The 26,289-nt window shown below is 48.7% G+C and carries 23 protein-coding genes; 10 read left to right on the top strand and 13 right to left on the bottom strand.

What is annotated here, in order from left to right:
• Positions 1–118: 118 nt before the first annotated feature.
• Positions 119–1,354, bottom strand: a complete 1,236-nt coding sequence (locus IM638_11775; GenBank protein MCA6363707.1) for a glycosyltransferase family 4 protein — start codon at positions 1,352–1,354, stop codon at positions 119–121.
• The gene (locus IM638_11770) at positions 1,351–2,466 is read right to left on the bottom strand and encodes a glycosyltransferase (GenBank protein MCA6363706.1); all 1,116 of its coding nucleotides are present in this window, start codon (positions 2,464–2,466) and stop codon (positions 1,351–1,353) included. Before IM638_11770 ends, IM638_11775 begins: the two co-directional genes overlap by 4 nt.
• 286 nt (positions 2,467–2,752) lie before the next feature.
• Here IM638_11770 and IM638_11765 point away from each other — a divergent pair, with 286 nt between their 5' ends.
• Positions 2,753–3,562 (top strand): hypothetical protein, encoded by an 810-nt coding sequence (locus IM638_11765; GenBank protein MCA6363705.1) that lies wholly within the window; start codon positions 2,753–2,755, stop codon positions 3,560–3,562.
• A gap of 86 nt (positions 3,563–3,648) precedes the next feature.
• Positions 3,649–4,182: a hypothetical protein gene (locus tag IM638_11760; GenBank protein ID MCA6363704.1), complete on the top strand. Its 534-nt coding sequence runs from the start codon at positions 3,649–3,651 to the stop codon at positions 4,180–4,182.
• Positions 4,183–4,245: 63 nt separating this feature from the next.
• On the opposite strand, the gene IM638_11755 is transcribed toward IM638_11760, so the two are convergent.
• Positions 4,246–4,605 carry a hypothetical protein gene (locus IM638_11755; GenBank protein MCA6363703.1) on the bottom strand — a complete coding sequence of 120 codons (360 nt, stop codon included), beginning with the start codon at positions 4,603–4,605 and terminating at the stop codon, positions 4,246–4,248.
• A 113-nt stretch (positions 4,606–4,718) separates the two neighbouring features.
• Positions 4,719–5,477, bottom strand: coding sequence for a subclass B1 metallo-beta-lactamase (gene bla / locus IM638_11750; protein MCA6363702.1), 759 nt, complete (start codon positions 5,475–5,477; stop codon positions 4,719–4,721).
• 223 nt (positions 5,478–5,700) lie between these two features.
• Here bla and IM638_11745 point away from each other — a divergent pair, with 223 nt between their 5' ends.
• The 6 genes from IM638_11745 to IM638_11720 all read left to right on the top strand — a co-directional run bounded on the left by IM638_11745 (position 5,701) and on the right by IM638_11720 (position 14,677).
• Positions 5,701–5,931, top strand: a complete 231-nt coding sequence (locus tag IM638_11745) for a hypothetical protein (protein MCA6363701.1) — start codon at positions 5,701–5,703, stop codon at positions 5,929–5,931.
• Positions 5,924–6,232 (top strand): hypothetical protein, encoded by a 309-nt coding sequence (locus IM638_11740; protein ID MCA6363700.1) that lies wholly within the window; start codon positions 5,924–5,926, stop codon positions 6,230–6,232. The genes IM638_11745 and IM638_11740 overlap by 8 nt, the downstream gene beginning before the upstream one ends.
• Complete coding sequence (locus tag IM638_11735) at positions 6,223–7,203, top strand: ImmA/IrrE family metallo-endopeptidase (GenBank protein MCA6363699.1); 981 nt, start codon at positions 6,223–6,225, stop codon at positions 7,201–7,203. The genes IM638_11740 and IM638_11735 overlap by 10 nt, the downstream gene beginning before the upstream one ends.
• Before the next feature lie 157 nt (positions 7,204–7,360).
• Positions 7,361–12,961: a hypothetical protein gene (locus tag IM638_11730; GenBank protein MCA6363698.1), complete on the top strand. Its 5,601-nt coding sequence runs from the start codon at positions 7,361–7,363 to the stop codon at positions 12,959–12,961.
• 199 nt (positions 12,962–13,160) lie between these two features.
• Entirely contained in the window at positions 13,161–14,234 is a 1,074-nt protein-coding gene (locus IM638_11725; GenBank protein ID MCA6363697.1) for a PA0069 family radical SAM protein, read from the top strand.
• A 32-nt stretch (positions 14,235–14,266) separates the two neighbouring features.
• Positions 14,267–14,677: a hypothetical protein gene (locus IM638_11720; GenBank protein ID MCA6363696.1), complete on the top strand. Its 411-nt coding sequence runs from the start codon at positions 14,267–14,269 to the stop codon at positions 14,675–14,677.
• Between the two features lie 261 nt (positions 14,678–14,938).
• On the opposite strand, the gene IM638_11715 is transcribed toward IM638_11720, so the two are convergent.
• From IM638_11715 to IM638_11695, 5 genes are all read right to left on the bottom strand, one after another.
• The gene (locus IM638_11715; GenBank protein MCA6363695.1) at positions 14,939–16,357 is read right to left on the bottom strand and encodes a choice-of-anchor B family protein; all 1,419 of its coding nucleotides are present in this window, start codon (positions 16,355–16,357) and stop codon (positions 14,939–14,941) included.
• A 101-nt stretch (positions 16,358–16,458) separates the two neighbouring features.
• Positions 16,459–17,274: a purine-nucleoside phosphorylase gene (locus tag IM638_11710; GenBank protein ID MCA6363694.1), complete on the bottom strand. Its 816-nt coding sequence runs from the start codon at positions 17,272–17,274 to the stop codon at positions 16,459–16,461.
• A complete protein-coding gene (gene lpxK, locus IM638_11705; GenBank protein MCA6363693.1) occupies positions 17,237–18,334 on the bottom strand; it encodes a tetraacyldisaccharide 4'-kinase in 1,098 nt (365 codons plus the stop codon). Before lpxK ends, IM638_11710 begins: the two co-directional genes overlap by 38 nt.
• A 232-nt stretch (positions 18,335–18,566) precedes the next feature.
• Complete coding sequence (locus IM638_11700; GenBank protein ID MCA6363692.1) at positions 18,567–18,977, bottom strand: Crp/Fnr family transcriptional regulator; 411 nt, start codon at positions 18,975–18,977, stop codon at positions 18,567–18,569.
• A gap of 122 nt (positions 18,978–19,099) precedes the next feature.
• On the bottom strand, positions 19,100–20,107 hold the full coding sequence (locus tag IM638_11695) for a DUF1016 family protein (protein ID MCA6363691.1): 1,008 nt from the start codon (positions 20,105–20,107) through the stop codon (positions 19,100–19,102).
• A gap of 378 nt (positions 20,108–20,485) precedes the next feature.
• Between IM638_11695 and IM638_11690 the strand changes: the two genes are divergently transcribed.
• Together IM638_11690 and IM638_11685 are read left to right on the top strand one after the other, a co-directional pair.
• A complete protein-coding gene (locus tag IM638_11690) occupies positions 20,486–21,580 on the top strand; it encodes a Nif3-like dinuclear metal center hexameric protein (protein MCA6363690.1) in 1,095 nt (364 codons plus the stop codon).
• Positions 21,577–22,386, top strand: a complete 810-nt coding sequence (locus IM638_11685) for a hypothetical protein (protein ID MCA6363689.1) — start codon at positions 21,577–21,579, stop codon at positions 22,384–22,386. The genes IM638_11690 and IM638_11685 overlap by 4 nt, the downstream gene beginning before the upstream one ends.
• 84 nt (positions 22,387–22,470) lie before the next feature.
• Here IM638_11685 and IM638_11680 read toward each other — a convergent pair whose 3' ends face one another.
• Genes IM638_11680 through IM638_11665 form a run of 4 tightly spaced genes read right to left on the bottom strand, consistent with a single transcriptional unit; the run spans position 22,471 to position 26,225 of the window.
• Positions 22,471–22,836, bottom strand: a complete 366-nt coding sequence (locus IM638_11680) for a hypothetical protein (protein MCA6363688.1) — start codon at positions 22,834–22,836, stop codon at positions 22,471–22,473.
• Position 22,837: 1 nt separating this feature from the next.
• A complete protein-coding gene (locus IM638_11675; protein ID MCA6363687.1) occupies positions 22,838–23,356 on the bottom strand; it encodes a 3'-5' exoribonuclease in 519 nt (172 codons plus the stop codon).
• 21 nt (positions 23,357–23,377) lie between these two features.
• Positions 23,378–24,823: an outer membrane protein transport protein gene (locus tag IM638_11670; GenBank protein MCA6363686.1), complete on the bottom strand. Its 1,446-nt coding sequence runs from the start codon at positions 24,821–24,823 to the stop codon at positions 23,378–23,380.
• A gap of 28 nt (positions 24,824–24,851) precedes the next feature.
• Entirely contained in the window at positions 24,852–26,225 is a 1,374-nt protein-coding gene (locus IM638_11665; GenBank protein ID MCA6363685.1) for a hypothetical protein, read from the bottom strand.
• Positions 26,226–26,289 lie beyond the last annotated feature (64 nt).

Below are 26,289 nucleotides of genomic sequence, written 5' to 3'. Positions count from 1 at the left end.
AATTGATTTCGTTGCCCATGGCTGCAAAAACAAAAAACAAATTAACTACCCAACTCTCCGAGGTCTTAAAGACCTCGGAGAGTTAAACCCCGATTTTGTTTTTTGTTTTTGCGGGGTACTACAGCTGTGCGCCATGCTGCTCCAGCAACTGGTAAAATCCTTCGGCAATAGTATCGCGGTTGAATTTTTGGCGCACGTAGTTATGGGCATTTTCTGCCAGTTCGTTACGCAGTGCGGGATTCTGGTGAAGCTGCAATACGGCGGCGGCAAGTTCTTCGTCGTTCTCGGGCGTAAAGAATACACCGGCTTTGCCTTCGTCGATAAAAAGTTCTTTGGCTTCGCCTTCCACGCCAAGCACGATGGGCTTTTTCATGGCGAGGTTTTCGAAAATTTTCGACGGGATTGCGCCTTTGAATAAATCGAGGCGGCGAAGCGGAATTACGGCTGCGTCGGAAGCCGCTACGATGGCCGGCATTTCAGACTTAGGCACGGTGTTGATGAACGTGACATTACTGAGTTGCAGGCTGGCTTTCATGGCCAGCAGTTCGTCTTTTACCGGGCCGCTGCCGAGCAGCAGAAAGTGAATGCCTTTGTGCTGGCGCAGGCGGTTGGCTGCTTTTAAAATTACTTCGAGCCCCTGCGCGTGGCCGATGATGCCGGCGTAAAGCAGCAAAAAATCAGTGGCCGCAAAACCGTTTTTTTCGCGCCAGCCCTGCGGCTGTGCATCGTGGCGGTAGTAGTTGAGGTCAACGCCGTTGGGCAGCCAGTACACGGTTTTGTGCGGAAAGCGGCGTTTGATGTCGGACACAATGCCCTGGGTTTGTCCGGTAATAAGCGCCGAACGTTTATACAACCCTTCTTCGAGCATACGCGCTGCGCCGAGGAAAAGTTTGTTGGTGACAAGCCCGAGTTTCTCGGCGCTCTCCGGCCAGAGATCCGACACGTTGAAAATGAGTTTTGCCTTTTTACTGCGGCACAGCAGCCAGGCCGAAATGCCGAGAAACAGCGGCGGACTTTCGCAGAGAATATAATCGTAACGCTTTTCGAGTTTGCTGCGGCCAACGCGCCAGCTGCTCCACACAAACGAAAAATAATTGCGCAGGCGTTTGGCGATGCCTTTTTCCTTGGCCACGTAAATGGCCGAGCGATGCACGCGGAGCCCGTCCATTTCTTCGTAGTGATACGCCTTGCCTTTGTACGCCGCATGAATTTCCATTTGCGGGTAATTGGGCATGGCGGTAAGCACGGTTACTTCAATGCCGCGCTGCTGCAAACGCACGGCAAGTTCGAAAAGGCGGTTTTGCGGCGCGCCTACTTCGGGCGGGAAGTATTGAGTGAGCAGCAAAAGTTTCATAAGCCGGAATTGGGGACAAGACGTTTGTAGATAGCCAGCATTTGCTGCAGGTTGTTTTTCCACGTGTAGCTGCGCAGCACGGTTTCGCGGCCGTTTTGTCCGAGCTGTGTGCGAAGCGCTGCGCTGGAAGCAAGTTCGTACAAACGCTGCACAAGCTCGTGCGGATTGTGCAGCGATACGCGGTAGCCTTCGCGCCCCTGCTCCACCAGTTCGGCCAGTCCGCCGGTATCGGTAACAATTACGGGCACCTGGCAGGCCATGGCTTCGAGCACCGATACGCCGAAGCTTTCGTACTCAGAAATGTTTACGAAAATATCGAGCTGGTTGTGCCACTGCGGCACATCGGCAAACTGCACGCGGCCTGCAAATTTTGTAAGCGCGGCAATGCCCAGCGATTGTGCCTGCTGCTCAAGCGCGGCGCGCTGCGTACCATCGCCCACAAGCAGAAGCCGAAGCGGAAGTTCGGGATGTTGTGTGTGCAATGCGGCAAATGCGTCAAGCAGCGCATGGTGACGATATACTTTTTCGAGTGCTTTTACGGCACCGATTACAATACAATTGTTGCCAAAGATGCGTGGCACGGGCTGGCGGCAAAACACATCGGTATCAATGCCAAAGGGTGTGATTTCAACCTGGCGCGGCACTACTTCTTTGATGTAGCGGCTGATTGTGGGGCTTGTGGCAAGCACGGCATCGGCCGCGCGGAGGTTGCCGCGCAGGAGGATGCGGTTGGGCAGGCTGCGTTGCGGAAAGTTCATTACATCGCTGCCCCAGGCCGAAAGCACAAACGGATGAAAGCCGCAGAAACGGCCCAGCAGTCCGTAGCTGGTGGCGTAATGCGCATGCACCAGCTGCGGGCGGAATTGTGTAATGAGGCGGCGCAGCGGCAAAATGGCCTTGAGGTACACCAGCTTGCCGGCCGTGGAGCCGTTGAAGGTAGCCTCATCAAGCCCGTGTGCATCGAAAATGGTGATGCGGTTGTGCTGTGCCGCCCAGCCTGCGGTGCTTTTGCGCAGTGAGAAAATGCCTACTTCGAGTCCGGCAGCCGCCAGCGCCACGGCCCATTTGCGGGTGTGGGCAGAGTCGGCATCGGCAAGGAGGAGCAGGCGCATTGTGTGCGCAAAAGTAGGGAGTTTTGGTCACACGCTGCGCAAGAGATGGAGGCGGCAGCTTTCCTTCGGCTTCGCTCAGGATAAGCTGCGGCAGCAAATCTATAGCTGTGAGCACGGTGTGTGGCGGTTTAGGTACTTTGCTTTTTGTGCAGGAGGCCGCCACACATGCATCCTGAAAATTGTAAACTGGATGAGATTAATTTTAGCGGTTAAATTACGTTTCAACACATGAAAAACAGGCAGGCAGGTGACATTGAATTTGAAATTTGCCTTTATATTTAATACTGTGAAAACCCTAAAACAACCCTTACTCCTGCTGCTTGCTTTTTGTCTTGCACAATCGCTCATTGCCAATCAGACCGAAGCGATAAAATCCATTCTGAGATCCCATAATGTAACCAAACTACAGTCGAGCCTGGATAGCCTCCAAAAAACAGGAAATGTATCAGATGTATGGTGGGTGTTTGAAAGAGAAATAGTGCCGCAATATGAAGAAAGCATTTGCACGTTTTATTGCTATCAAAACCAGTCAAACGATCAAAAGGCCGAAAGAATTTTTGAATATAAGATCAATTTAATAAAATGCGGAGACAATATAATCCGACACCTTTATATTGCGAAAGTAAACGTTAGAGATACAGTGGATTATCACCTTCGTTTCGATACCCTTGACAGCTACAAAGACACGACAGGGTTTCACAAACTTGACCAATCGTTCAAAACAATATTCAAAACTACAATCAATGAAAAAGATCTGTTCGATAATGAATTAATTTATGGATATAGATGTGGATTGGCAGGTAGTGCCCCCTATGGATATATGAAAATGAGCAGTTATGTAGAAGCAAATGATAAAGCAGCACTTGTCAAATGGCTGCAATCGGCAAGTTCGCAGAAACAAGTATATGCAGTGCAGGGAATATATTTATTATGTAAAAAAGGAGAAAAAATTACACCTGATGAATGGAAGATGATCGGGTATGTGAAAAGTAAAAAAGGAACTATCAGAACCTGTTCAGGATGTTTGCATTCGTGGGATGAAATTTCTGAAGTAACTAAGGAATTTAAATTCAAAGAAAAGTACATTTTAAATTAGTCTAACCCGTAATAACACTGTTTTGTAATGAATAAACCCAGATCAACTGATTTTATCAAAGCATATCCGGTTTTGCTGATTTTTTTGTGGTGTTTCTGTTTTCCTTATTTATAATTTCATGTAATGATAAACCTAAAAGCTACTACCTAAGCGATATATATTTAGATACAGATTTACAACAATCTGAAATAACAGACACGCCTGATGTAAAAGTATATATAATGATACCTGATTCTGATTTCAAAGCAGGCGATGATATTCCAATTACAGTGAGTCTTACAAGTACTTCGGATTCAGTTCAAAAAATTCTTTTTGAAAAACCTGGTTTTGACGCTTACGGACTTTGGCGCACATCGCTGAATATTGAAGAGGTGAAAACCGGAAATTCGGTAATAAAATACAACAGCAAGGGTATTTTAAACTCAAAGTGTTATATGCCCGATGAACTTAAAAAGTTTTATCAGGAACTTTTGCCCGGCAAATCTGTTTCACGCACTTGCAAAATATCTGATCTGACAATAGTAAACAACAGCGATAACAGGCTGATGCCGGGAACATATAAAATATCTGTGAGTTATTACAACAAAACATCGAATGAGATTGTTATTGAAGTAATGTAGAAATCGACAGCCTGAGCAGATTATTTATCTGCTTCGCTGTAATCTCTCAAGCTGGCTTAAGCCCTATTTACACGTATAACTCTCCACCTGCAAAATACTTCGTTGTCCGTCGGGACAGGGACTAGTGGGGTTGGTTGCTGCTGTTTTTGTTACATACATGCCTTTTACTTCAATTGTTGAGCAGGTTACTTCTTCTTCGGTTTTAAACATTACAGCTACACGTTCGCCATTGTTTTGTGTAACATAACCGCCGTTTGAAGCATAACAACTGAGCGGATCCATCACTCCCTGAATACTTTTAAAAGTACCGGTGATGGTGATTGTTTGAGATTCTGCTGCCGGAGGTGTGGCTGATCTGTTGGACGAGCAGCACTGTAATGTGGCTGTAAAGAATGTGAGGACAAGAATAAGCGAAAAACGCATGTGGGAGTGTGTTAAGGTTAATATGTAAATATAGGTCAAACCTAAACGTGAATTTCGATGAAATAATGTAGCAATGAACCAGTAAAAGTGATTATTTGATAAGTTATGTTCCCCTACTTCACCTCAAACAACTTAATGGTATAATCAAGCAACCGCCTATCGCCATACGCGCCATGCCCGGGCACCACCACCTTTACATCGGGATAAGCCGCCTTCACCTTCTGCACCGTTCCCGACCAGGTATCGAGATTGGCATCGCCGGTAAAGCCGCGGCTGGATTTTAACGCTTTAATTAAACACCCGCCAAACATTACATTTTCGGCGGCAAAGTAGCCCACCACATTGTCTTTTGTATGTCCTTCGCCAAAGAAGCGGGCGGTAACGGTTTCTGTACCCACACTGAGCCGGAGCGAGTCGGTGAAACTGTGTTGGGGAACGGGCAAATTGTTTGCCGTGGCCAGTGCAATGGTGCCCGCGTTGGCGTAGGAAGGAATGCCCGCGGCGTGAAATGCATTTAACCCGCCCAGGCAATCGTCGTGAAAGTGTGTGGGAATAACAGCATTCACTTTACACTTCAGCGTTTCTTTGATCCATTTAATGAGTTCGCCGGCACTTTTGTCGTTGGTGGGTGTATCAAACACCATAGTTTCGCTGCCGTTGCGAACCACGAGCCCGTTGCAGGGTACATTGCCGAAATCGTTGGTTTGCTTGTAAGAAACGTGCAGAAAGGTATTTGCCGTGATTTGGGTAATGACTAAATTGGTGGATTTGTAAAGCTCTTTAGACTTGAATTTACGTTGTTTGGAAGGAGAAAAGCTGAAGCCAGTGAGCAAGATTGCGATGAAGGTTAGATAAATACAGGTACGTATCATTTGAGTAAATCGATTGCAAGTGGACGCCTACAGACCTTTTACAAAGATGATAATTTACATTTACAAAAGGCCAATCAATAATTCACTCATGCACAAAACCATATATTTGATTACCTGTATTAAACTCTACGAATAATATTACCAATAAACTTAAATAATTTTGTATGAAAGAATTAGTTTATTACATTTGCATAAAAGCTATCAAAAATGAAATACAAACATAATGACAAGAATACCGATACCTAAGCCCTGTTTTTTAGATAAATGCGAGTTTATTGGTGTATTTGATGGAAAAAAAAGATGGAGATCAAAAGATTTTAGCAAACTTTATACTTGGGATGCTTTACATGGGGAGATAGAAGTGTTCAATAAAAGAGGCAAACACATTGCTGTTCTGAATTCAATGGGGGATCTAATTAAACCAGCTGTAAAAGGGAGGACAATCAATGTCTAACTTTATCCAAGATTGTATAAATGGGGATGCTTTAATGTCTGAAATTGATGATTATATCGATAGATGGCATGAAAGTGCGGAGGATATTTCTTTACATGACTATCTCGGTATGACATTTCATGAATACGCTCTCTTCATTGAAGATAGTTCATATATAGGTCTTATCATAACTGCACATAAAAACAATATAGATATTGACACAATCGTAACCAATCAAATACCATTGGCTGCAAGGTCTAAAGATCCATCAAAAGCAGAGCGTTTACAAAGATGGCTTGACAACGAAGGATTATGGAAATAGAATTGCCCCCCGAAACTAAAATTGCAATTAGATTTTATAACAATAACAATCTAAAGATACCTTTTAATATTTTAGACTTAGTTAAAAAACATGCTACTGTTTATATCGAAGAAATCCCAATTGATGGAATTGATGGTGTCGCTATTAATCTAAAGCAACCTCTAAAAAAACCTAAAATCATAATAAACAAAAGTATTAGTTCTAAAAGATTAAACTTTACCCTTGCGCATGAATTGGGGCATGTAATTATTCCTTGGCATATTGGAACAATAATTGAAGATTCAAATTTAGATTATTCAATAGACTCTAGTTATTCTAAAATCGAACAAGAAGCCAATAGATTTGCAGCGGAATTACTAATGCCAAGAAATTGGATTTCAGAAACTTATGATAAATGCAAAAATAATCTTGCTTATCTTCAAGAAAAAATTATCGATCAATGTGATGTGTCTTGTCAGGCAGCAGCACTTAGAATGATTGAACTACTACCAAGAAACATATTTTTTATTGCTGAATCTGATGATCAAGTTTATTCAACAGGAAAGACTAAGCAAACAAATATTAGTTTGCCTAAAAAAGGCGATTGGTTTGAAATAAATAAAGTACTGTACAATAATCTATACTACAAACATATATCGTATAATAATATTATATATCACTGGTTCAAAATAAATCCAGTTAGCATTTCTAACTTTGATATTACAGATAATAGAACTTCTAAAGATATTTTAGAAAGAATAGAATTTGATATTGCTCCTAATCAAACCAATTTTAAACAAAGTATAAACGGTGTTATTGGGCATTTAAATGGTAAATTAATGCTGGAGCCTGATTATTCTTGTGAACTTCTTATTTCAGAGCTTATCCATCGTTTTAGGGTACCCGATCATGAATCCTTTTCAAATCATCGTGATTTTGAGGTGTACATACACAAACGAGCTCAAGAGATTTTCAAAAAAAGGCTGCGTTAGTTCCAGTAAGTTAAGCTGTTTCATTGAACACACCCACACTAAAACTCGCTACACTTATCCCCCCTGCCACTACGCCTGAAAAAATTGTTAAAAACCCGTTGCCCCGCCCACGCCTTTTCCTCTACCTTAGCTTCCAGATCAAGCTACTCCTCTGACTATGTCAAAACGTTTGCTGCTTACCCTTGCCGCTGTGGTTACACTGGCCATGCTGGCTATTCCCTTCCTCTCGCAGAAAAGTAATTCAGCCATTACCTTCTCGCGGCTCGACCCGGCTTATGCGGCCTATATTTCGGCCTATACGTCGGGCGTTATTTCCAACGAATCGTACATACGCGTTACGCTGGCCGAAGAATACAAAGGCGCAATTAGCCTCGACAAAGCCGAAACGGAAAAGTACTTCAGCTTCTCGCCCGAAATTGAAGGCCAGCTCTTCTGGATCGACAACCGCACGCTGGAATTCCGCCCGGCCACACGCCTGCCGTCTGACAAAAGCTACGAAGCCGAATTCTACCTCAGCAAACTGGTGCCCGACGTGCCTTCAAACCTGAAGGTAATGTCGTTCGGATTCCGCACCATGCGGCAGGGTGTTGATGTGGTGGTTGACGGCATGCGCACCACCGACCGCCAGAGCCTGCGCCTGCAGCAAATGCGCGGCACACTGAACACCACCGACGGTGCCGACCACAAAGCCGTGGAACAGACACTTACCGTTTCGCAAAACGGACAACCGCTTAAAATTACCTGGACACACGAAGGCAACAACGTAGTACACGGCTTTACGGTGGATAACATTAAACGCGGCGAAAAGGAAAGTAAGGTAGTACTTGAATGGAACGGTAATGCCATTGGCGCCGATACCAAAGACCGCAAGGAAATTACCATTCCCGCCCTTGGCGATTTTAAAGTGATGAATGCCCGCGCCGAGCAGGGCCAGGAACAATGCGTGGTGATTCAGTTCTCCGACCCCATTGCCGAACGCCAGAACCTTGACGGACTCATTACCATTGCCGATGCAACCGGCCTGCGTTTTTCTATTGAGGATAACGATGTAAAAGTATATCCGCTTGAACGCCTGAGCGGATCACATGCCGTAACGGTGCAAACGGGTGTGAAAAACGTAATTGGTAAAGCACTCCCGCACTCGTTTACGCAAACCATTGAGTTTGAAATGATGAAGCCCGAAGTGCGGCTGAGCGGCAAAGGCGTGATTCTGCCCAACAGTCCGCGCGGTCTTACACTGCCATTTCAGGCTGTAGGTTTGAAAGCAGTGGATGTGAAAGTGATTCGCATTTACGAAAAAAACATTCCGCAGTTTTTGCAGGTAAACAGCCTTGAAGGCAGCGACGAGCTTTACCGCGTGGGCAAGGTGGTGACCAAGAAAAAAATAGACCTGAACATCCGCAACAAAAACGACTATAACAACTGGACCAACTACGCCATTGATCTGGGCGAAATGATTAAAGCCGAACCCGGCGCCATTTACCGCGTTAGCATTGGCTTTAAACGATCGTATGCTGTGGTAGCCTGCGATTCGGTTTCGAATGCGGCCATTGCCGAGCAGGAAGCCGAACAGGAACGCAGCCGACAGGAAAACAGCGAAAACGAAGGTGAATACAGCTACTACGGCGGCGACTACTACGACAGCTACTATTACTACGATGATTACGGCGACCGCGACGATCCCTGCTCAGGCAGTTACTACTACGGCCGCACGGTAAGCCGCAACGTGCTTGCTTCTGACCTTGGCCTGCTTGCCAAACGCGGCAACGACGGCAGTATGGTGGTGGCCGTAAACAACCTGCGCAGCACTGACCCCGTGGGCGGCGCCGAACTTGAGCTTTACGATTTCCAGCACCAGCTTGTAACCCGCACCACCACCGATAACCTGGGCATGGCCGTAATGCAGCTCAAAAAGAAACCGTTTTTGCTGGTGGCCCGCAGCGGCAATCAGCGCGGTTACCTGAAAATAGACGACGGCTCTTCGCTTTCGCTGGGTGCGTTTGATGTATCAGGCGCAACGGTGCAGAAAGGCCTGAAAGGCATGGTTTACGGTGAACGCGGCGTGTGGCGCCCGGGCGATACGCTTTTCCTCGGCTTCATTCTCGAAGACAAGGAAAACAAACTTCCCGCCGGCCACCCGGTTACATTTGAACTCAACAACCCGCGCGGACAGCTTGTTAACCGCGTGGTGCGCGCCACATCGGTAAACGGCTTCTACAATTTCACCACACCCACCGATGCCGATGCACCCACCGGAAACTGGACTGCGCGTGTAAAAGTGGGCGGCGCCACATTTACCAAAACGGTAAAGGTGGAAACCATTATGCCCAACCGCCTGAAAATAAACATGGGCTTTGCAAACAATGTAACGCTGCTTCACGAAAACAAAGAGCCGGTGAAAATGGATGTGAAGTGGCTGCACGGCGCCATTGCCAAAAACCTGCGTGCCAATGTGGAAGTGAGTTTCTACGAAACCACCACGGCATTTAAAGGTTTTGATAACTACGTGTTTGATGATCCGGCTACCAATTTCTTTTCCGAAAACAAAACGGTGTATGATGGCCGGCTGGATGATAACGGACACGCCGAATTTTCGCCCGATCTGGCGGCGGCCAATGCGCCGGGTATGCTGCGCGCAAGCTTTAACACACGCGTGTTTGAACAGGGCGGCGCGTTCAGCGTAGATCGTTTCTCGATCAACTACTCGCCGTTTTCGCACTACGTGGGCGTGCTCATGCCCAAAGGCAGCGGCTGGGGCGGCATGCTCGAAACCAACCGCGATTATTCGGTGCCGCTGGTAACTGTAAACGAAAACGGCAAACCCGAAGCCCGCACACGCCTTACGGTGAAAGTGTATAAAATGGACTGGCGCTGGTGGTGGAGTTCGAGCGATGACTACATTGCCAACTACGTAAACAGCAGCTACTACAGCCCTTACTACGAAACCACCACCAGCACCGATGCCAAAGGCCGCGGCGCATTTAATGTAAAAATAGGTAAGGAAGACTGGGGCCGCTACCTCATACGCATTACCGACGAGGAAAGCGGACACTCTACCGGACAGGTGGCCTGGTTTGACTGGCCCTACGGCGATGGCGGCGCGATGCAGAACTCGGAAGCGGCAACCATGCTCCAGTTCTCGTCTGACAAAACCAAATACAAAGTAGGCGACAAAATAAAAGTGACCATCCCCTCACCCGGTCAGGGCCGCGCCCTTATCAGTGTCGAAAACGGTTCGCGCATACTCAGCACCCAGTGGGCCGAAACAAAAGCCAAAGGCAACATTACCACAGAAATTACGGTAACGCCGCAAATGGCACCCAACGTGTTTGTGCATGTGACCCTGCTGCAACCGCACGCACAGGTGAAAAACGATGCACCCATACGTTTGTATGGTGTTATTCCCATAGAAATTGACAATGCCGAAACCCATATTACACCGGTAATTGCCACCAAAGCAGTGTGGGCGCCCGAAGAAACCGTGAACGTGGCCGTGAGCGAAAAAAGCGGCAAAGCCATGACCTACACGCTGGCTGTGGTGGACGAAGGTTTGCTTGACATTACCCGATTCAAAACACCCGATCCGTGGAATAACTTTTACGCCCGCGAAGCGCTGGGTGTGAAAACCTGGGATATGTATGATCTGGTAATGGGTGCTTACGGCGCCGAACTGGAGCGTGTGCTGGGTATTGGCGGCGACGGCGATAATGGCCCCAACGGCGGACAAAAAGCCAACCGTTTTAAACCGATGGTGCGTTACCTCGGACCGTATGAACTGAAAAAAGGCGCACGCAACGACCATAAGATTACCATTCCGCAATATGTAGGATCGGTGCGGGTGATGGTGGTGGCCGGGCAGGATGCGGCTTACGGCAATGCCGAAGTAACCGTTCCGGTGCGCAAACCGCTGATGATTCTGGGCACCCTGCCGCGTGTACTGGGCCCGGGCGAAACGGTGGATTTGCCGGTGAATGTGTTTGCGATGGAAAAGTTTGTGAAGAATGTAAATGTAACGGTGACCACCGATAAGATGATGAGCATTGAAGGCGGCGCTGCACAATCGCTTACGTTTAGCGAGGTGGGCGAAAAAGTAGCCACTTTCCGCCTCAATGTAGCCAAAGCCGTAGGCGTGGGTAAAGTGCGCATTGTGGCCACCAGCGGCAAGGAACGCGCGGTGACAGAAATTGAAATTGATGTGCGCAACCCGAACACCATGCAAACCAATGTGCTTGAAGCGGTAATTGATCCGGGCCAGAGCTGGAACACGGCCTACACACCGGTGGGCATTGCGGGCACCAACAAAGGCACGCTTGAAATAAGCACCATTCCGCCGCTCAACCTCGGCCGCCGGTTAGATTATCTGATGCAGTACCCGCACGGTTGTGTGGAACAAACTACCTCGGCCGCGTTCCCGCAGCTTTACCTTGCTGATTTAATTAAGCTGAGCGACGAACGCCGCAAGCGCACCGAAGAAAACGTGAAAGCAGCCATCAACCGCCTGCGTTCGTTCCAGACACCTTCGGGCGCACTTGGCTACTGGCCCGGCGACCAGAGCCCGAGCGAATGGGGCACCAACTATGCCGGCCACTTCCTGCTCGAAGCCGAAGAACACGGCTACACACTGCCCGCAGGACTCATCGACAACTGGAAAAAATTCCAGCGCCAGCAAGCCACGGCATGGTCGCCCCGCGCCGATCAGCGCTACTACTACAACGACGATCTGGTGCAGGCCTACCGCCTATACACACTGGCAAAAGCCAAAACACCCGAACTGGGCGCCATGAACCGCCTGCGTGAACACAAATCGCTCAACGCTACTGCTAAATGGCGTTTGGCAGCGGCTTACCAGCTGGCCGGACAGCCCGAAATTGCCAAACAGCTTATCACCGGACTGTCCACGGAAGTATCGCCCTACTCGGAATTCTCCTACACTTACGGCTCTTCCGACCGCGACATGGCCATGATTGTAGAAACACTTACACTCATGGGCCAGCGCACCAAAGCCGCGCCGGTGGCCAAACAGATTTCCGAAGCACTTAACCGCAACACGTACTGGATGAGCACACAGGCCACCGCCTACTGCCTGCTTGCACTGAGCGAGTTTTCGACCGCCGACAAAACAGTGAAAGGTGTAAACAGCAGTTTCACCATAAACGGTAAAGCCGGAAGTGTAAACGATGGCAAACCCATTTCACAAACCGATATTCCGATTTCGGGCACCGAAGCCGGAAAAGTGAATGTGAAAAACAACGGTGCCGGTGTGCTGTTTGTGCGCGTAATTCTGAGCGGCGTGCCGGATATTGGCATGGAAACTCCTTCGGCCGAGGGCATGACTATTGATGTAAAATATACCGACAACAGCGGCGCTCCGGTAGATGTAACACGTCTTGAACAAGGCACCGATTTTATGGCCATTGTAACCATTGCCAACACCGGACTGCGCGGCGAGTACCGTGAAGTGGCGCTGAGTCAGGTATTCCCCTCGGGCTGGGAAATACGCAACGAACGCATGGAAGAAGGCAATTCACCCATACGCAGTGATGCATTCGATTATCAGGATGTGCGCGATGACCGGGTGTTCACCTACTTCTACATTGCCCCTCAGCGCACACGCACCTACCGTGTACGCCTCAACGCAGCCTACACCGGACATTTCTACCTGCCCGCCACCAACGTGGAAGCAATGTACGATGCCTCGGTAAATGCACGCAACACCGGCCGCTGGGTTGATGTAACGGAACAGGGAATAAGTAAATAATTTTGAGCGACTGATTTTCCCGGAAAATTACCGGAATCGTTTTTGATTACTCTTTTTACAACGGCGATGAAATGAAAATTTCATCGCCGTTGTTATGATGTACACAAAGGACTGCGGGGGTGACTTGACAAACGCTTTTTCACATATTACCTTAGCGCCACGCGCACCGCTTTTTAAGTATTCATTCATCCATTCACACATGGAAGAGCAACCACACGTGCCCGAACGTTTTCGTGGCCGCGGAGCGCAGCTGAATCCGCACAACCGTTTTCTGAAAAACCGCATTGTGCAGGAGCACATGGAAGTGATTGACGAGCCCGCTTTACTCGACGAGAAAACGGAAGTCATCATTACCCATCCCAAAACAATTGTGAATAAAGTGGACAGTCCCGACCTGCGCGGGTTGTCGATGAATCCGTATCAGGGCTGCGAACACGGCTGTGTGTATTGCTACGCGCGCAATGCGCATGAATACTGGGGCTACAGCGCGGGGCTTGATTTTGAGCGGAAAATAATTGTAAAGCCCGATGCGCCGGCTTTACTCGAAAAGCAGCTCAGCAACCCGCGCTGGCAGCCCGAAGCCATTATGCTTTCGGGCAATACCGATTGCTACCAGCCGCTTGAGCGTAAGTATGAACTTACACGCGGCATGCTGCAGGTGCTGCTCAAATTCAGGCATCCGGTGGCCATCATTACAAAAAATGCACTCATTAAACGCGATATCGACATACTTCGCGAAATGGCTGAACACCGGCTTGTGCAGGTAATGATAAGCATCACCGGCCTCGACGAAAAACTGCGCCTGCAGCTGGAGCCACGCACCGCCACCTACAAACAACGACTCGAAACCATTACTGCCCTGCGCGAAGCAGGCATACCCGTGGGCGTAATGAGTGCACCAATTATTCCCGGCCTCAACAGCCACGAAATTCCGGCTATTCTGCACGCCGCCGCCAATGCAGGCGCGCTGTTTGCAGGCTACACCATGGTGCGCCTCAACGGACAGGTAGGCGAAATTTTCCGCGACTGGCTGCACAAAACCTATCCCGGACGGGCAGAAAAAGTGTGGCATCAGATACAGGCCTGCCACGGCGGACAGGTAAACGACAGCCGCTTTGGTGTGCGCATGCGCGGCGAAGGGCCGGTGGCCGACAGCATCAAACAAATGTTTGCACTTGCCGTAAAACGCAACAACCTCAATCAGACAAAATTCGAATTCAACCTCAGCGATTTCAACCCCGAAGCGGCAAGCGCGCAGATGCGCCTTTTCTGATTTTGTAACTTGGTACACCAAACTATTCAGCCATGCATACCACCAATTACTTCAATACATTTATACAAATTGCAGAAGATTGTCCGCTTGCAGAAGCCGATGTACCGCCGCAAGGCAAAAAGGAACCCTCCGTGGCCGAACTGCAGTTCAAAATGATTTACGATAATCCCTATAAATACACATCTGACGATGTGCTGTTTGAAGTGTATGCGCAGCGCAACGCCATTAAACCAGCAGATAAAAAAGCAGCCCGCGAAACCTTTTTCTCAAAAGGTCAGGCCTGCCTGCGCGCATCGCCCCTCACCAAACGCTACGCCTGGGGCGTGCATCACAACGAAGAAGGAAAAATTGCCCTTTATCCCGCCGGCTCTGCCGAATATAAAAAGTTTGCTACAGACAAGTCGTTGAAGCAGACGAAGGGGATGCGGTCGTCGAGAGCGTAGTGTGTTTGTCAGTTTTCGGCTCCGCTCAAACTGACAAACTGCAAACGCCGCTCGAACTGACAGGCTACATGCTCCGCTTGAGCATTAGGTTATTTATTTACTCAACCCGACAAGAAGGCTCCGCGCAAACTTACACGCAAACTACTAGCTTAACCAGTAAGGTACGTTCCATGTTCAGCCTGAGAAAAAGCTGGACATAACGTTCAATAAAAAAGCACCGGCAAAACTACCGGTGCTTTTCATTTAAATATTCGCGTTTTGTTACGGCTTCATTACCAATGAACGGCCTGTAAATGTTTCGCCTTTCAAGCGTAGGGTGTATGCGCCTGCGGCTACACCGTTGGCATCGAATTCAAACAAGGCAGACCCGCCGGGCATATTTTGTTTGCCCTGCTCCACCACACGGCCGGCCTGATCGATCAATTCCCATTCCACTTCCTGCGCACGATCAAGTTGCAGCGAAACCATGAAACCGGTTACAAACGGATTGGGATAGGCATTCAGCGTTTGCACCGGAATAGCCGGTTCGGGTGTACCGGTTACAACGGCCTGCGAAATATCAAGTATGTAAAGGCCGTTCTGCATGTCGGATGCAAGCAGCAGGCCACTGGGCAAATCAGTGTATGCGCCCCAGCAGCCGTGATACGGATCAGGGTAGCCGTTTGACTGGTTGTTGAGCGTATCCGTATCAAAATAACCGGTGCGCACCGCGTTAGACGGATTGCTGATGTCGAAAATCTGCACGCCATCCTGATAATAAGCGCACACTAATGTATTGTTGCCGATTATGTAGGGATTATGCGGTGTGCAGCCTTGTGTGGAGCGAAACACCTGATTAATGGTCAGGTTCCCGAAATTGGATACATCGAGCGATTTAACACCCATACCGGCAGGTACTTCATCCATAAACACCAGCGTACGACCGTCGGAAGTTAAAAAACTGCTGTGGTTGTAACCCGATTCGGGATAACTGCCAAAGGAAGCCAGTTCGGTAAATGTGTTGTTTGAATTGAATTTGTAAATGTATAATTTCTGATACCCGGCCGAAGCATACACCGTGTCGTTGCGCACAAACATATCGTGCACATTGCTTACAGATGGATAGTCCTGATTGAGTGTGCGCAAAAGCTGCGGCTGTTCGGGGTTCGCCAGACTGTACACAGCCATTGAATAAAAGCCCTGGTTGTTGTCGAGCGTTACACTGCCACACCAGAGTTTGTTCCCGTCCACATATATGGTGTGCGACTGTTCGAAATAAGTAGTGCCGTCGTGTACTACATGAATGGAATCAGGCAAATACTGAAGATCAACAATCTGAAATGTGTTGCCGCCGGCATCATCGCCTACAATGTAAGCGTAGTGGCTGTATGTTTTTATCTCGTGCCAGATACAATCGCTCTGCACACTGGGCAGGAAGCCTACTTCAACCGGTGTAGCCGGATTGGTTACATCAATAAAAAAAGTCCCGTGTGCTGCGCCGATAATGCCGTATTCACGGTTATCGGCCGGATTGTGCCATCCCCATACCCCTTGATAATGAATGCCAAAGGCCGAAGCCACCGGTACATTGGGATCATCGAAATGCCCCACAAGCGAAATGTTCTGTGCATTGTAATTTTGAGCAGCAAGCGGCAGCACCGTTGCGGCAAGGGCAAAAAATGTAGTAAGCTGTTTTATCATTGCGTTGAGTCTGAGTAGAGTAAATGTACTATTAAAAATTCAGGCGGAAGCTCCCGTTTGCAAACCGGAAACTACCGCCTGTAGATTGAAATTGCGAAAAACTACAGCCTTCCGATTAACTCGGTCATTAAGCGGGTCATTTGCTTTTCGGCTACTTTCGCCACTTTCTGCACTTCTTCGTGTGAAACTTCCACAATTTTGCCCGGCACGCCTAAATCAGTAATCACTGAAATTCCGAAACAAGGCAAATTCATGTGGCGTGCAGTAATTACTTCGGGCACGGTACTCATGCCCACGGTATCGCCGCCAATTATGCGCACGTATTTGTATTCGGCCGGTGTTTCAAATGTGGGGCCGCTGAGGCCTACATACACACCCTGCTGTACGTTGATACCGAGATCGGCAGCCACTTCTTTGGCCTTTGCCAGCAAAGCATGGTCGTAAGCCTCACTCATATCCGGGAAACGCGGACCAAAACGCTCGTCGTTTTTGCCAATGAGCGGGTGTGCGGGAAAAAGGTTAATGTGATCGGTAATGAGCATAAGATCGCCCACTTCAAAATCAGGGTTCACGCCGCCGCTGGCGTTTGAGAGGAACAAATTTGTAATGCCCAGAAATTTCAACACACGCACCGGAAACACCACCTGTTGCATGGTGTAGCCTTCGTAGTAATGAAAGCGTCCCTGCATGGCTACAATGCGTTTGCCGCCCAGCATGCCGAAAATAAGTTTGCCCGAATGCCCCTCTACGGTTGAAACCGGAAAGTCGGGAATCTGCTCGTAAGGCAGCGAATACTTGATGTCTATTTCCTGCACCAGCCCGCCAAGACCGGTTCCGAGGATTATGCCAATTTCAGGAGCGAATCCGGCTGTGGCTTCGTTAATGTGCTTTACGCTGTTGATAATACGATCGTACATAATCGTTAATTTGCTTGTTGAAATTCTCCGCATCCCTGTCGTGAAATACCACTTCAATAGGAATGTAAAAGACGGGCAAACCTTCTGCGGCAGCAAGCAGCTCGGGGCGCAGAAGGCGCATGGCGTCTTTTTCGGTGGTGAGAATGAGTTTATTTTCTGTCTGAAGATTATTGTACAAGGTACGCAGTTGCTCTAAATCAGCAAGTGTGTAGGCATGATGATCGGCAAAACGCAGGGTTACAAGTTCTTTTACTTTGCCGCGCAATTCGTATTCAAGCACACTCGAATTGGCAATGCCCGTAAGCAGCACGATGCTGTAGCCGCGTTCGAAATAGTATTCTTTACTCAGTAATGCTTTGCCGGGTTTGGCACCAAACGGAACCAGCTCACCATAACGAATGGTGGAGAAATAGACCTGCTGCCACGAAGCCGGATTTATTTCGCGGATAATGCGCTTGCGTTCGAGCGGAGAAAAAAGTGCCGGAGTTTTGGTGACAATAATAATATCAGCGCGTTTTACGCCCGCTTTTGACTCACGCAGCAAGCCCGTGGGCAGTAAATGGTCTTCGTAATAGGGCCGGTTGTAATCGGTAAGCAAAATTTGAAGGCCGGGCTTTATACGCCGGTGCTGATACACATCATCAAGAATAATGCTTTGCAAATCAGGAAATGCCGCCCTAAGCTGTTTTACACCCCGCACCCGGCTTCCGTCAACCGCTACCGGCACCGTGTCCGGAAAACGCCGCCTGAACTGCATCGGCTCATCGCCTATCTGCGACGCATCAGACTGTGCATCCGATAAAATAAAGCCGCGTGTGTTTCTACCATAGCCCCGGCTAAGCGTTGCCACTTTCCAGTTATTCATCAGCAACCGCACCAGATACTCCACATGCGGCGTTTTGCCCGTGCCGCCTGCAGTAAGGTTGCCCACACCAATAAGCGCAATGTCGGGAAAAACCACCGACTTCATCAAACCGGCATCAAACAACCGGTTGCGCAGCCACACGGCAAAACCGTACAGCAGCGAAACAGGCCAGGCCAGTATGCGAAGAATTTTCACGGACGCGAAAATACGGTTTTTCAACGCCCATCGGCTGACTGCCGCGGTACAATCTTTTACCACAGATGGATGCCACAAATGAATTGCCGGCACAAAAGTAAACCCGCAACACACCCATGCTCCTGCACCAACGTGAAATCAAAGCAGCTACCATGCAAAACCTTTCAAAACAGCCGGAGCCAATTGAAATAAGGAATACTCCAATGCACATCCTAACACTTATTACGCAGCATCACCATCCCCCCAACCGCCCCAATTGCATAAACTGCTGCGACACAGAAATAAGGTAATGCACATCTTCAATACGCAGCGCAATCAGTTTGCTCGGAGCATACGTTTTTATTGTAAACTCCGACGCCCGCTGCCCCACAAAGCTCTGATGGTTGAGCACCCACTCGCCGCTCATGTGCAGGTCCATCACCACTTCCCCGCCCGCATCATTCAGCGCATACTGCACAGCGGCACCTTCTATCAGGTAATAAGCTGTTTGACAAATTTTTCCTGGCTCCAGCAAGGTGTGCCCTTTGGCTACATTCAGTTGTTGCGTATGCTGTGCAAACCGGTGCACAAGTTCATCGCTTGCAATGCCGTAGGCTGCAAGCAGTGCATCTGTTGAGAAAGCAGGATTATCCGTATTTGTCATATCGTTATCTCCGCACAAGATAAATACTCCGGCAGATAGTTTGCCCTGCTACTCTTGGTTAATTCATGTAATGCCTAAAGCCCGCCTCCGTCCTATCTTCTTTATTCAGCCTTCACGCTTTTTCATTCCTCCATCAATCCTTGTAGCAAAGCCTCCAGACGCTCTTTAGGCGGCAAATAAAGCTGGTACTTTGCCAGTAGTATCTGGTTAGTTATTCCTTCCATGGCATACGCTACAAGCACATTGTTTTTTGATGCACCAAGAATTATTCCAATTGGTGTATTATCATCATCAGCGGCTTCTTCACGTTTAAAATAGTTCAGGTATAAATTCATTTGTCCTATATCTTGGTGGTCTATTTCTCCCCGCTTCAAGTCAATAAGTACAAAGCATTTCAGAATGCGGTGATAAAACAACAAATCCACGTAAAAATGCCGGTTAGCTATGTTCATCCGGTATTGCCGGGCAATAAATGCAAAGCCTTTACCCATTTCCATAATAAACTGCTGGAGGTGCGCTATTATTTTGTCTTCCAGTTCATGCTCTGCATATTTCTCCGGCCCCGGAATTTGCAGGAATTCCAGCACAAAAGGATCTTTAATCAAATCAGCCGGATGTTCAATTTTATGTCCCTCGTTCGAAATCCTGAACACTTCTTCCTTTTCCTTTTGCAATGCAATACGGTGAAAAAGCATGCTCCTCATCTGCCGTTTCAGTTCCCGTACACTCCAACGCTCCTTTTCGCATTGTTTCAGGTAAAAATTTAACTCCAGATCACCTTCAGCTTTGAGTAGTTCTAAATAATGACTCCATGTTAACCCAAATTGTCCAGACACTGTCTGGATTTTTTCGAATCGGACATAAAATTGCCTGATTTGAAATAAGTTAGATCGGCTAAATCCTTTGCCGTGCACCATAGTAAGATCTTTTGCCAGACGGTCAAGCAACTGTGCGCCATACTCAGCCTTTACCTTTCCTTTCTGCTCAAACTCTACTATATAGCGGCCTATTTCCCAATAGGTGCGCACCAATGTCTGGTTTACCTGATAGATCGCCGTTTCGCGGCCTGTAGTAAGCGTTTCTCCAATGCGCTTTATCAATATTTTGTACTCCACTGCTTCCAACTTCATCGTGTGTGATATGAGAAAAATTCAAAATTAGTGGGGCAGCACAGGGAAAGTAAAGAAAAAAATATCAACAGGCACTCAAGAAACTGGAAAAGAGCAAGTTGAATTCAGCTGACAATAATTACCCTTTTTATTAATCATTAAAATATTAATATAGAATCAAAAAAAATAAGGAGCGAACCTGAAGGTGCAATAAATAACCGTTCGGCTCCGGCTTTCACTGCAAGTCCTCGCAGCCTTTGTCTGTAAAGAGCAAAAAGCAGCTGCGGGCTTTCCGTTCAATCCGGGCTAATTATCCATACCGTCCGGTGCCGCTCATTCACTACCCTTCCCCCCCCAAAAAATTGCCAAACCCCGCATCCTCTCCCTATCTTTACACACATGAAACTTGCACACCTGCTTGATTACCTCGAAAGCATTGCTCCCCCCGCTTTTCAGGAAAGCTACGACAACAGCCGCCTGCTTACCGGCCACCGCAGCATGGAGGTTACCGCCGCACTTTGTACGCTCGACTGTACCGAGGCCGTGGTTGACGAAGCCATTTCCACCGGCTGCAACCTTATTGTGGCACATCACCCCATCATTTTCGGCGGTTTAAAACAACTTACCGGCCGCAATTACGTGGAGCGCACCATTATCAAGGCCATCAAACACGATATTGCCATATACGCCATACACACCAATCTCGATAATGTGCACAACGGCGTAAATGCGCGCATCGCACAGCAGCTGGGTTTGCAAAACACCCGCGTGCTGCAGCCCAAAACGGGTATGCTGGCCAAATTAGTTACGTTTTGCCCCACGGCGCAGGCCGCTCAGGTGCGCGAGGCACTTTTTGCAGCCGGAGCCGGCCACATTGGCAATTACGACAGTTGCAGCTTTTCCACTTCCGGGCAGGGTACGTTTCGCGGCAACGAGGCTTCCACACCCTTTGCCGGACAGCCGGGCCAGCTGCATACCGAGGCCGAAGAACGTATCGAAGTGGTGTACCCGCGCCACGCCGCTGGCCGCATTGTAAAAGCCCTGCTGGCTGCGCATCCTTACGAGGAAGTAGCCTACGACCAGCTTCCGCTCGACAATGCCTGGGCCCAAACCGGCAGCGGCATGGTGGGCGAACTGCCCGATGCTATGGCTCCTGAGGCCTTCCTCGCCCACCTCAAAACCGCCATGCAGGCCACTGTTATCCGCTTCACACCCATTCAAAAACCCGTAAAGCGCGTAGCGGTGTGCGGCGGGGCAGGCGGCTTTTTACTGGGTGCGGCCAAAGCCGCCGGTGCTGATGCTTTTGTAACAGCCGATTACAAATACCACGAGTTTTTCGACGCCGAAAATCAGCTTATGATTGCCGATATCGGGCATTATGAAAGCGAACAGTTCACAAAACAACTTTTGGCCGGCTGCATTACCGAAAAATTTCCTACTTTTGCAGTCCGCCTTTCGGGCGTTAATACCAATCCGATAAGCTACTATTCATGAGCATCAAAGCTAAAAAAGGTGACGAACGCGCTGATATTCCGGTAGAGGAAAAGCTCCGCGCCCTTTACGAACTGCAACAGATCGACTCTCAGATCGACCGAATCCGCACCGTACGCGGCGAACTTCCGCTCGAAGTGCGCGACCTCGAAGACGAAGTTGCAGGCCTCGAAACCCGCCTGAACAACCTTAACGAAGAGCTCAAAGCCCTTCAGGATGGTATCGTTGAAAAGAAAAACGCCATCAAAGACGCACAGGCTGCCGTTAAAAAATACGAAGCCCAGCAAGGCAAAGTGCGCAACAACCGCGAGTTCGACGCACTCACCAAGGAAATCGAGTTCCAGAACCTCGAAGAACAGTTAGCCAACAAACGCATCAAGGAATTTGAAGCGCAGATTGTGGCTAAAAAAGACCTCCTCGCCTCTTCCCAAACCACACTCGAAGAACGTGCCGCCGATCTCAAACTCAAAAAAGAAGAGCTCGAAGACATCGTTTCTGAAACCCGAAAGGAAGAAGAAGAACTCATGTCGCGCTCTGCTGCAGCCGAAGTGAAAATCGAAGACCGTCTGCTTAACGCCTACAAGCGTGTGCGTATGAACGTGCGCAACGGCCTCGCCGTGGTGCCCGTGCAGCGCGACGCCTGCGGTGGTTGCTTCAACAAAATTCCGCCCCAGCGCCAGCTCGATATTCGTTTGCACAAGAAAATCATCGTGTGTGAGCACTGCGGCCGCATCCTCGTTGACGCCGACTTCCTCCTCGGCCACAGCAGCATCGAAGAACTCATTAAAAACGCGGCTGCAAACAAGTAAGCCACGCTTTATATTCATACAAAAAGCCGGTACGCATTACGCTACCGGCTTTTTTGTAGCACTTAATTTGAAGGTTTACACATATTACTTCACATGAATGGGATCAATTATCCACTCAAACAAACCCTTTGGATAAAGTAACCAAGATATCCCGTCTTCAGTTTGCTTTACATGCCATACAACCATTCCATGTGTATCAAAATTTGTTTTCTCTCCATTTAATACAAAGGGAGGTATCCAAATAAGGTTAATATCACCATCTCCATCCCAACCTGCATCAAGAAATTTTGTCTTGACAATCTCAATGTATTCATCCGGACTTTCGAGGCAATCCGAAGGCGCGAGTGTAAAGTGCAGATTGTCGATGTATTCAAATAGTTTTACCTCAAAACCGTGAAGTGCATGAGGTAAGTAGTTGATTATTTCATTCTTCTTTATCGAAAAAGCCATTTCACAATTTCAGCTTCAGCCCCATCGTATTCTTCATCGTCAGCAACGCCTCCGCATTGCCGCGGGCATCATCAACCGGATGGTGCGTGTGTTTGGTTTTGCGCAGGTGCTTGAAATTCTTAAACATATCCTTCTCCATCCCCTTATACAAACTCCCCAGATTCTGCGAACTGAAACCAAACGGATTTTCGCCCGTGAAATGGTGGAAATACCAGCACACAAACATCCAGTCGAAACCATTGTTGTCGCTTATAAATATCGGTCTGTCGCTGCACACCGTTTTTATCCACGCCGCAAATGCGCGCATTACATCAGCCGGCTCATCAAAAGTCAGCGTTTCTTCGCGGGTGTGGCCGGATACGGCAAGTGCATCAGGAATGAATGTATCTGAAATGGGTTTCAGCTTGCCATAAAAAGTGTGGTCAAGCGTTTCATCCACCAGCACTGCACCAAGTGAAATCATGGAGTAATCGCCGGGTATCGGGCCATCACTTTCAATATCAACCATAATGTAGGCCATGTGCGAAACGGAAGCTGTATATCAGAACCGGAAACCAAACGTAAGCACGCCGTTAACCGACGACCATTTGTTTGCTACCGCATTTGCCAGGTCAGGCGCGTATAAATAATAATCCTCTTTCTGGCGGATATTTACAAGCGCAAAATCCACATAGAATGAATCGTCGGTACTGCGGTAACCGGCTCCGGCAGTAAGTATGGTGCGCGAAGTTTTGTTGTTTACCCGATCGGAATACGGATTGCCGTAGTAGGCAAAACCGGCGCGTACAAGAAACGGCGGAAAGCGCAGTTCGCTCCCTAAACGGATATTGGATGTGGCTTTGTACTTCTGGCTTACCGCTTTGTTTTCCTGCGTAAAGTTGTAGTCTTCCGAACGCAGGCGGCCTTCAGAATAATCAATGTATTCGTAATCCATACTTACTATGCCGCGCTTGCCCAGAAATACAGCCACGCTGGCCTGCGCACGAAAAGGTGTGCGTATGGTATAATCAAACTCTCCTGCGGGCGAACTTGCAGAACGCTGCACATTGCCAATTTTGGAGCGGATAAGTGAACTGTATTCATCCGTAAGGCGCAAAACACTTGGGGTATGAATGCTGAATCCGAAACGGAACAAATCAACCGGCCGGTAAATGAAACCTACACGAAGGTTAAAACCACTGCCACGTGTGGAAAGCGACTGTTCAAATTCAAACGATTGAAATGCAGTGTTTGTACTGTCTTCTGTTTCTGAATAGAAACTTTCTTCCTGATAACGCACACGAGGCAAACTCAATGAGGCGCCAATAAACAGTTTCTCGCTGTAATTGCCTGCCAGGGCAAACGAAATATCACTCATGCCGCCACGGCTTTCCACACTCTTTTCCTGCATCACAATATTGCCGTCGGGTATGGTATCGTAGTAACGCATCGTATCCTGCGGATAATACTCGAGCAGAAACGCGTTCCAGGCCAGTCCGCTTCCAAACGGATTCAGTGTGGAAACGCCATTGCCCTGTGCTTCATTTCGCCATGCATCAAGCTGCGAGGTACTGCTGTTGCCACTGATAAGCAGGTTTGACTGAAACGACTGATAACGGTTGTAGGTGATGCCAAAAGCAAGTGTTTGCCAGCCTTTTTCGTTGGTGTTCTCGGTGCGGCCGGCAAACACAATACCGGCATTTTCAATCCGTAAATTGGAGCGCACATCATCGGTAACACTTCCGTTGTAGGTAGAGGTTACACGCTGCGAAAAAAGAGACGGTGAAAATGTAAAATCGTTCCGGCGGTATATGCCCAAACCGGCCGGGTTGCTGGTAAGCACAGACATATCGCCGCCTACTGCGCCAAAGGCTCCGCCCATGCCCATGTAACGTGCGGTGCCGCCAAAACCGGTAAAGGAATAGCGCAGCACATCTATTTCGTTCTGGGCATTAAGCACACTGCTGCCCGTAAGGAGCAGCAGTGTAACTACCAATAGTTTTCTCATAAAATGTGTGTCGGTCGGAAAACAGCGTTTATCGCGGACGGCTGGTGGATCCGGAAGAACCTGAGCTGCGGGGCGAAGAGGAAGAACCCGAAGAGGAGCTGCCTGAAGAGCGCGGCGAACTTTCGAACGACGGACTGGGGCTCGGACTCGGACTGCTGCTTTCTGCACGCGGGCGGCTGGTGTTGCTGCGCGGCGTGCTGCCCGATGACGATGAAGGCGTAGCATTGGGGCTCACGGAAGGCTGAGCATCGCTCACACGCGGGCGCGGAGGCAGCGGAGGTGTGCTGTTGCCGGAGGGGGAAGGTGTGTTGCGGTCGGTTACAGCCGGCGTACCACGATCAACAGTTGGTGCCGGAGGTGTGGTTACACTGCCTGCGGCAGGAGCCGGTGTATTACGCCCTTCTGTGGCTTGCGGCGCAGCAGGTGCGGATGAGTTGGTATTCACACCGTAAACAGGCTGAGTAGCCGGACGTGCATGCAACGTGTTGTTCACTTCTTCACGTGTCATCTGCTCCTGTCCGTTTTCGGCAGCAATTTCATTCATGAAACGCTCACCAAGTGTACCATTCTGCACCGCCTCGCCACGGCCGCCTACACCGCTGGTTGTACGGCGCGGTCCATAATAACCGCTGTTTTCGTCGAAACTGTTGAAATACAAATTATCGTAAAACTGACCATTCATGCCGGTCATGTAATTGGGGCAAAAGCCATTCCAGTTCGGATTGTAATAGCCCCAGGTTTGCCACGGATCATACCATGATCCCCATCCGGCACCCCAGCCTACGCCGTAGGTAGGGCCCCAGGGATTATTCCAGTAAGGATTTCCCCAGCCGGGCGTGTAACCCATGCCGGGATACATATACACCGGCGACACATAGTTGAGTCCGCTGCCAATGCCCCAGCCCCAGCCCTGATTCCAGTACCAGAATGAACTTGGGTTATAGTTATACATTTGATATTGCGGACCCCAGAAGCTGTATCCGTTGTAAATGCTTGTGCCGTAGTTGTAAGGATTTCCGGTATAGAAATAGGAGTTGGTGTAAAACGGATCATAATAACCGTATCCGCCTACTGCACCGGGGCCAAAACGACGCAAACGGGCCGCGTATTCGTAATCGTAATAATCGTCATATTCAAATGGCTGATCGTAATAATCTGAACCGGGTTTTGAGCGGGCCACACGCTGGGCTTCGGCCAGTTCACGGGCTTCGGCTTCTTCGCGCAAACGCTGCTCTTCTTCTTCTTTGGCTTTTGCAGCAGCCTTACGGTCAGCCTTAGCATCTTTCAAAGAATAATATACATCATCCCGCTCAGGGGCTGATTTAGACATTTTCATACTGCCACATGAGCCTAAGGCAAAGAGGGCAATTCCGGAAAGTGAAAGTATAGTCAGCTTTTTCATGGTTGCAGACTTAAATGGTAGATAACTACTTCAATTCTCAGCTAAAGATACAGCATAAATCGTG

The sequence above is a fragment of the Bacteroidota bacterium genome, assembly GCA_020402865.1.
In the GTDB taxonomy this organism is placed as follows: domain Bacteria; phylum Bacteroidota; class Bacteroidia; order Palsa-965; family Palsa-965.
The sequence above is the reverse complement of the archived record's forward strand: the minus strand, read 5'-3'. Positions and strand labels throughout refer to the sequence as shown.

What these genes read in the sequence shown, in the direction of transcription:
- IM638_11740 (MCA6363700.1), top strand. Translation starts at nt 5,924, where the DNA reads ATGTCTAACTTTATCCAAGATTGTATAAATGGGGATGCTTTAATGTCT.
- IM638_11665 (MCA6363685.1), bottom strand. Translation starts at nt 26,225, where the DNA reads ATGAAAAAGCTGACTATACTTTCACTTTCCGGAATTGCCCTCTTTGCC.
- IM638_11680 (MCA6363688.1), bottom strand. Translation starts at nt 22,836, where the DNA reads ATGGCTTTTTCGATAAAGAAGAATGAAATAATCAACTACTTACCTCAT.
- IM638_11770 (MCA6363706.1), bottom strand. Translation starts at nt 2,466, where the DNA reads ATGCGCCTGCTCCTCCTTGCCGATGCCGACTCTGCCCACACCCGCAAA.
- IM638_11745 (MCA6363701.1), top strand. Translation starts at nt 5,701, where the DNA reads ATGACAAGAATACCGATACCTAAGCCCTGTTTTTTAGATAAATGCGAG.
- IM638_11730 (MCA6363698.1), top strand. Translation starts at nt 7,361, where the DNA reads ATGTCAAAACGTTTGCTGCTTACCCTTGCCGCTGTGGTTACACTGGCC.
- IM638_11685 (MCA6363689.1), top strand. Translation starts at nt 21,577, where the DNA reads ATGAGCATCAAAGCTAAAAAAGGTGACGAACGCGCTGATATTCCGGTA.
- IM638_11725 (MCA6363697.1), top strand. Translation starts at nt 13,161, where the DNA reads ATGGAAGAGCAACCACACGTGCCCGAACGTTTTCGTGGCCGCGGAGCG.
- IM638_11715 (MCA6363695.1), bottom strand. Translation starts at nt 16,357, where the DNA reads ATGATAAAACAGCTTACTACATTTTTTGCCCTTGCCGCAACGGTGCTG.
- IM638_11670 (MCA6363686.1), bottom strand. Translation starts at nt 24,823, where the DNA reads ATGAGAAAACTATTGGTAGTTACACTGCTGCTCCTTACGGGCAGCAGT.
- IM638_11720 (MCA6363696.1), top strand. Translation starts at nt 14,267, where the DNA reads ATGCATACCACCAATTACTTCAATACATTTATACAAATTGCAGAAGAT.
- IM638_11675 (MCA6363687.1), bottom strand. Translation starts at nt 23,356, where the DNA reads ATGGCCTACATTATGGTTGATATTGAAAGTGATGGCCCGATACCCGGC.
- IM638_11710 (MCA6363694.1), bottom strand. Translation starts at nt 17,274, where the DNA reads ATGTACGATCGTATTATCAACAGCGTAAAGCACATTAACGAAGCCACA.
- bla (MCA6363702.1), bottom strand. Translation starts at nt 5,477, where the DNA reads ATGATACGTACCTGTATTTATCTAACCTTCATCGCAATCTTGCTCACT.
- IM638_11755 (MCA6363703.1), bottom strand. Translation starts at nt 4,605, where the DNA reads ATGCGTTTTTCGCTTATTCTTGTCCTCACATTCTTTACAGCCACATTA.
- IM638_11700 (MCA6363692.1), bottom strand. Translation starts at nt 18,977, where the DNA reads ATGACAAATACGGATAATCCTGCTTTCTCAACAGATGCACTGCTTGCA.
- IM638_11735 (MCA6363699.1), top strand. Translation starts at nt 6,223, where the DNA reads ATGGAAATAGAATTGCCCCCCGAAACTAAAATTGCAATTAGATTTTAT.
- IM638_11775 (MCA6363707.1), bottom strand. Translation starts at nt 1,354, where the DNA reads ATGAAACTTTTGCTGCTCACTCAATACTTCCCGCCCGAAGTAGGCGCG.
- IM638_11690 (MCA6363690.1), top strand. Translation starts at nt 20,486, where the DNA reads ATGAAACTTGCACACCTGCTTGATTACCTCGAAAGCATTGCTCCCCCC.
- IM638_11695 (MCA6363691.1), bottom strand. Translation starts at nt 20,107, where the DNA reads ATGAAGTTGGAAGCAGTGGAGTACAAAATATTGATAAAGCGCATTGGA.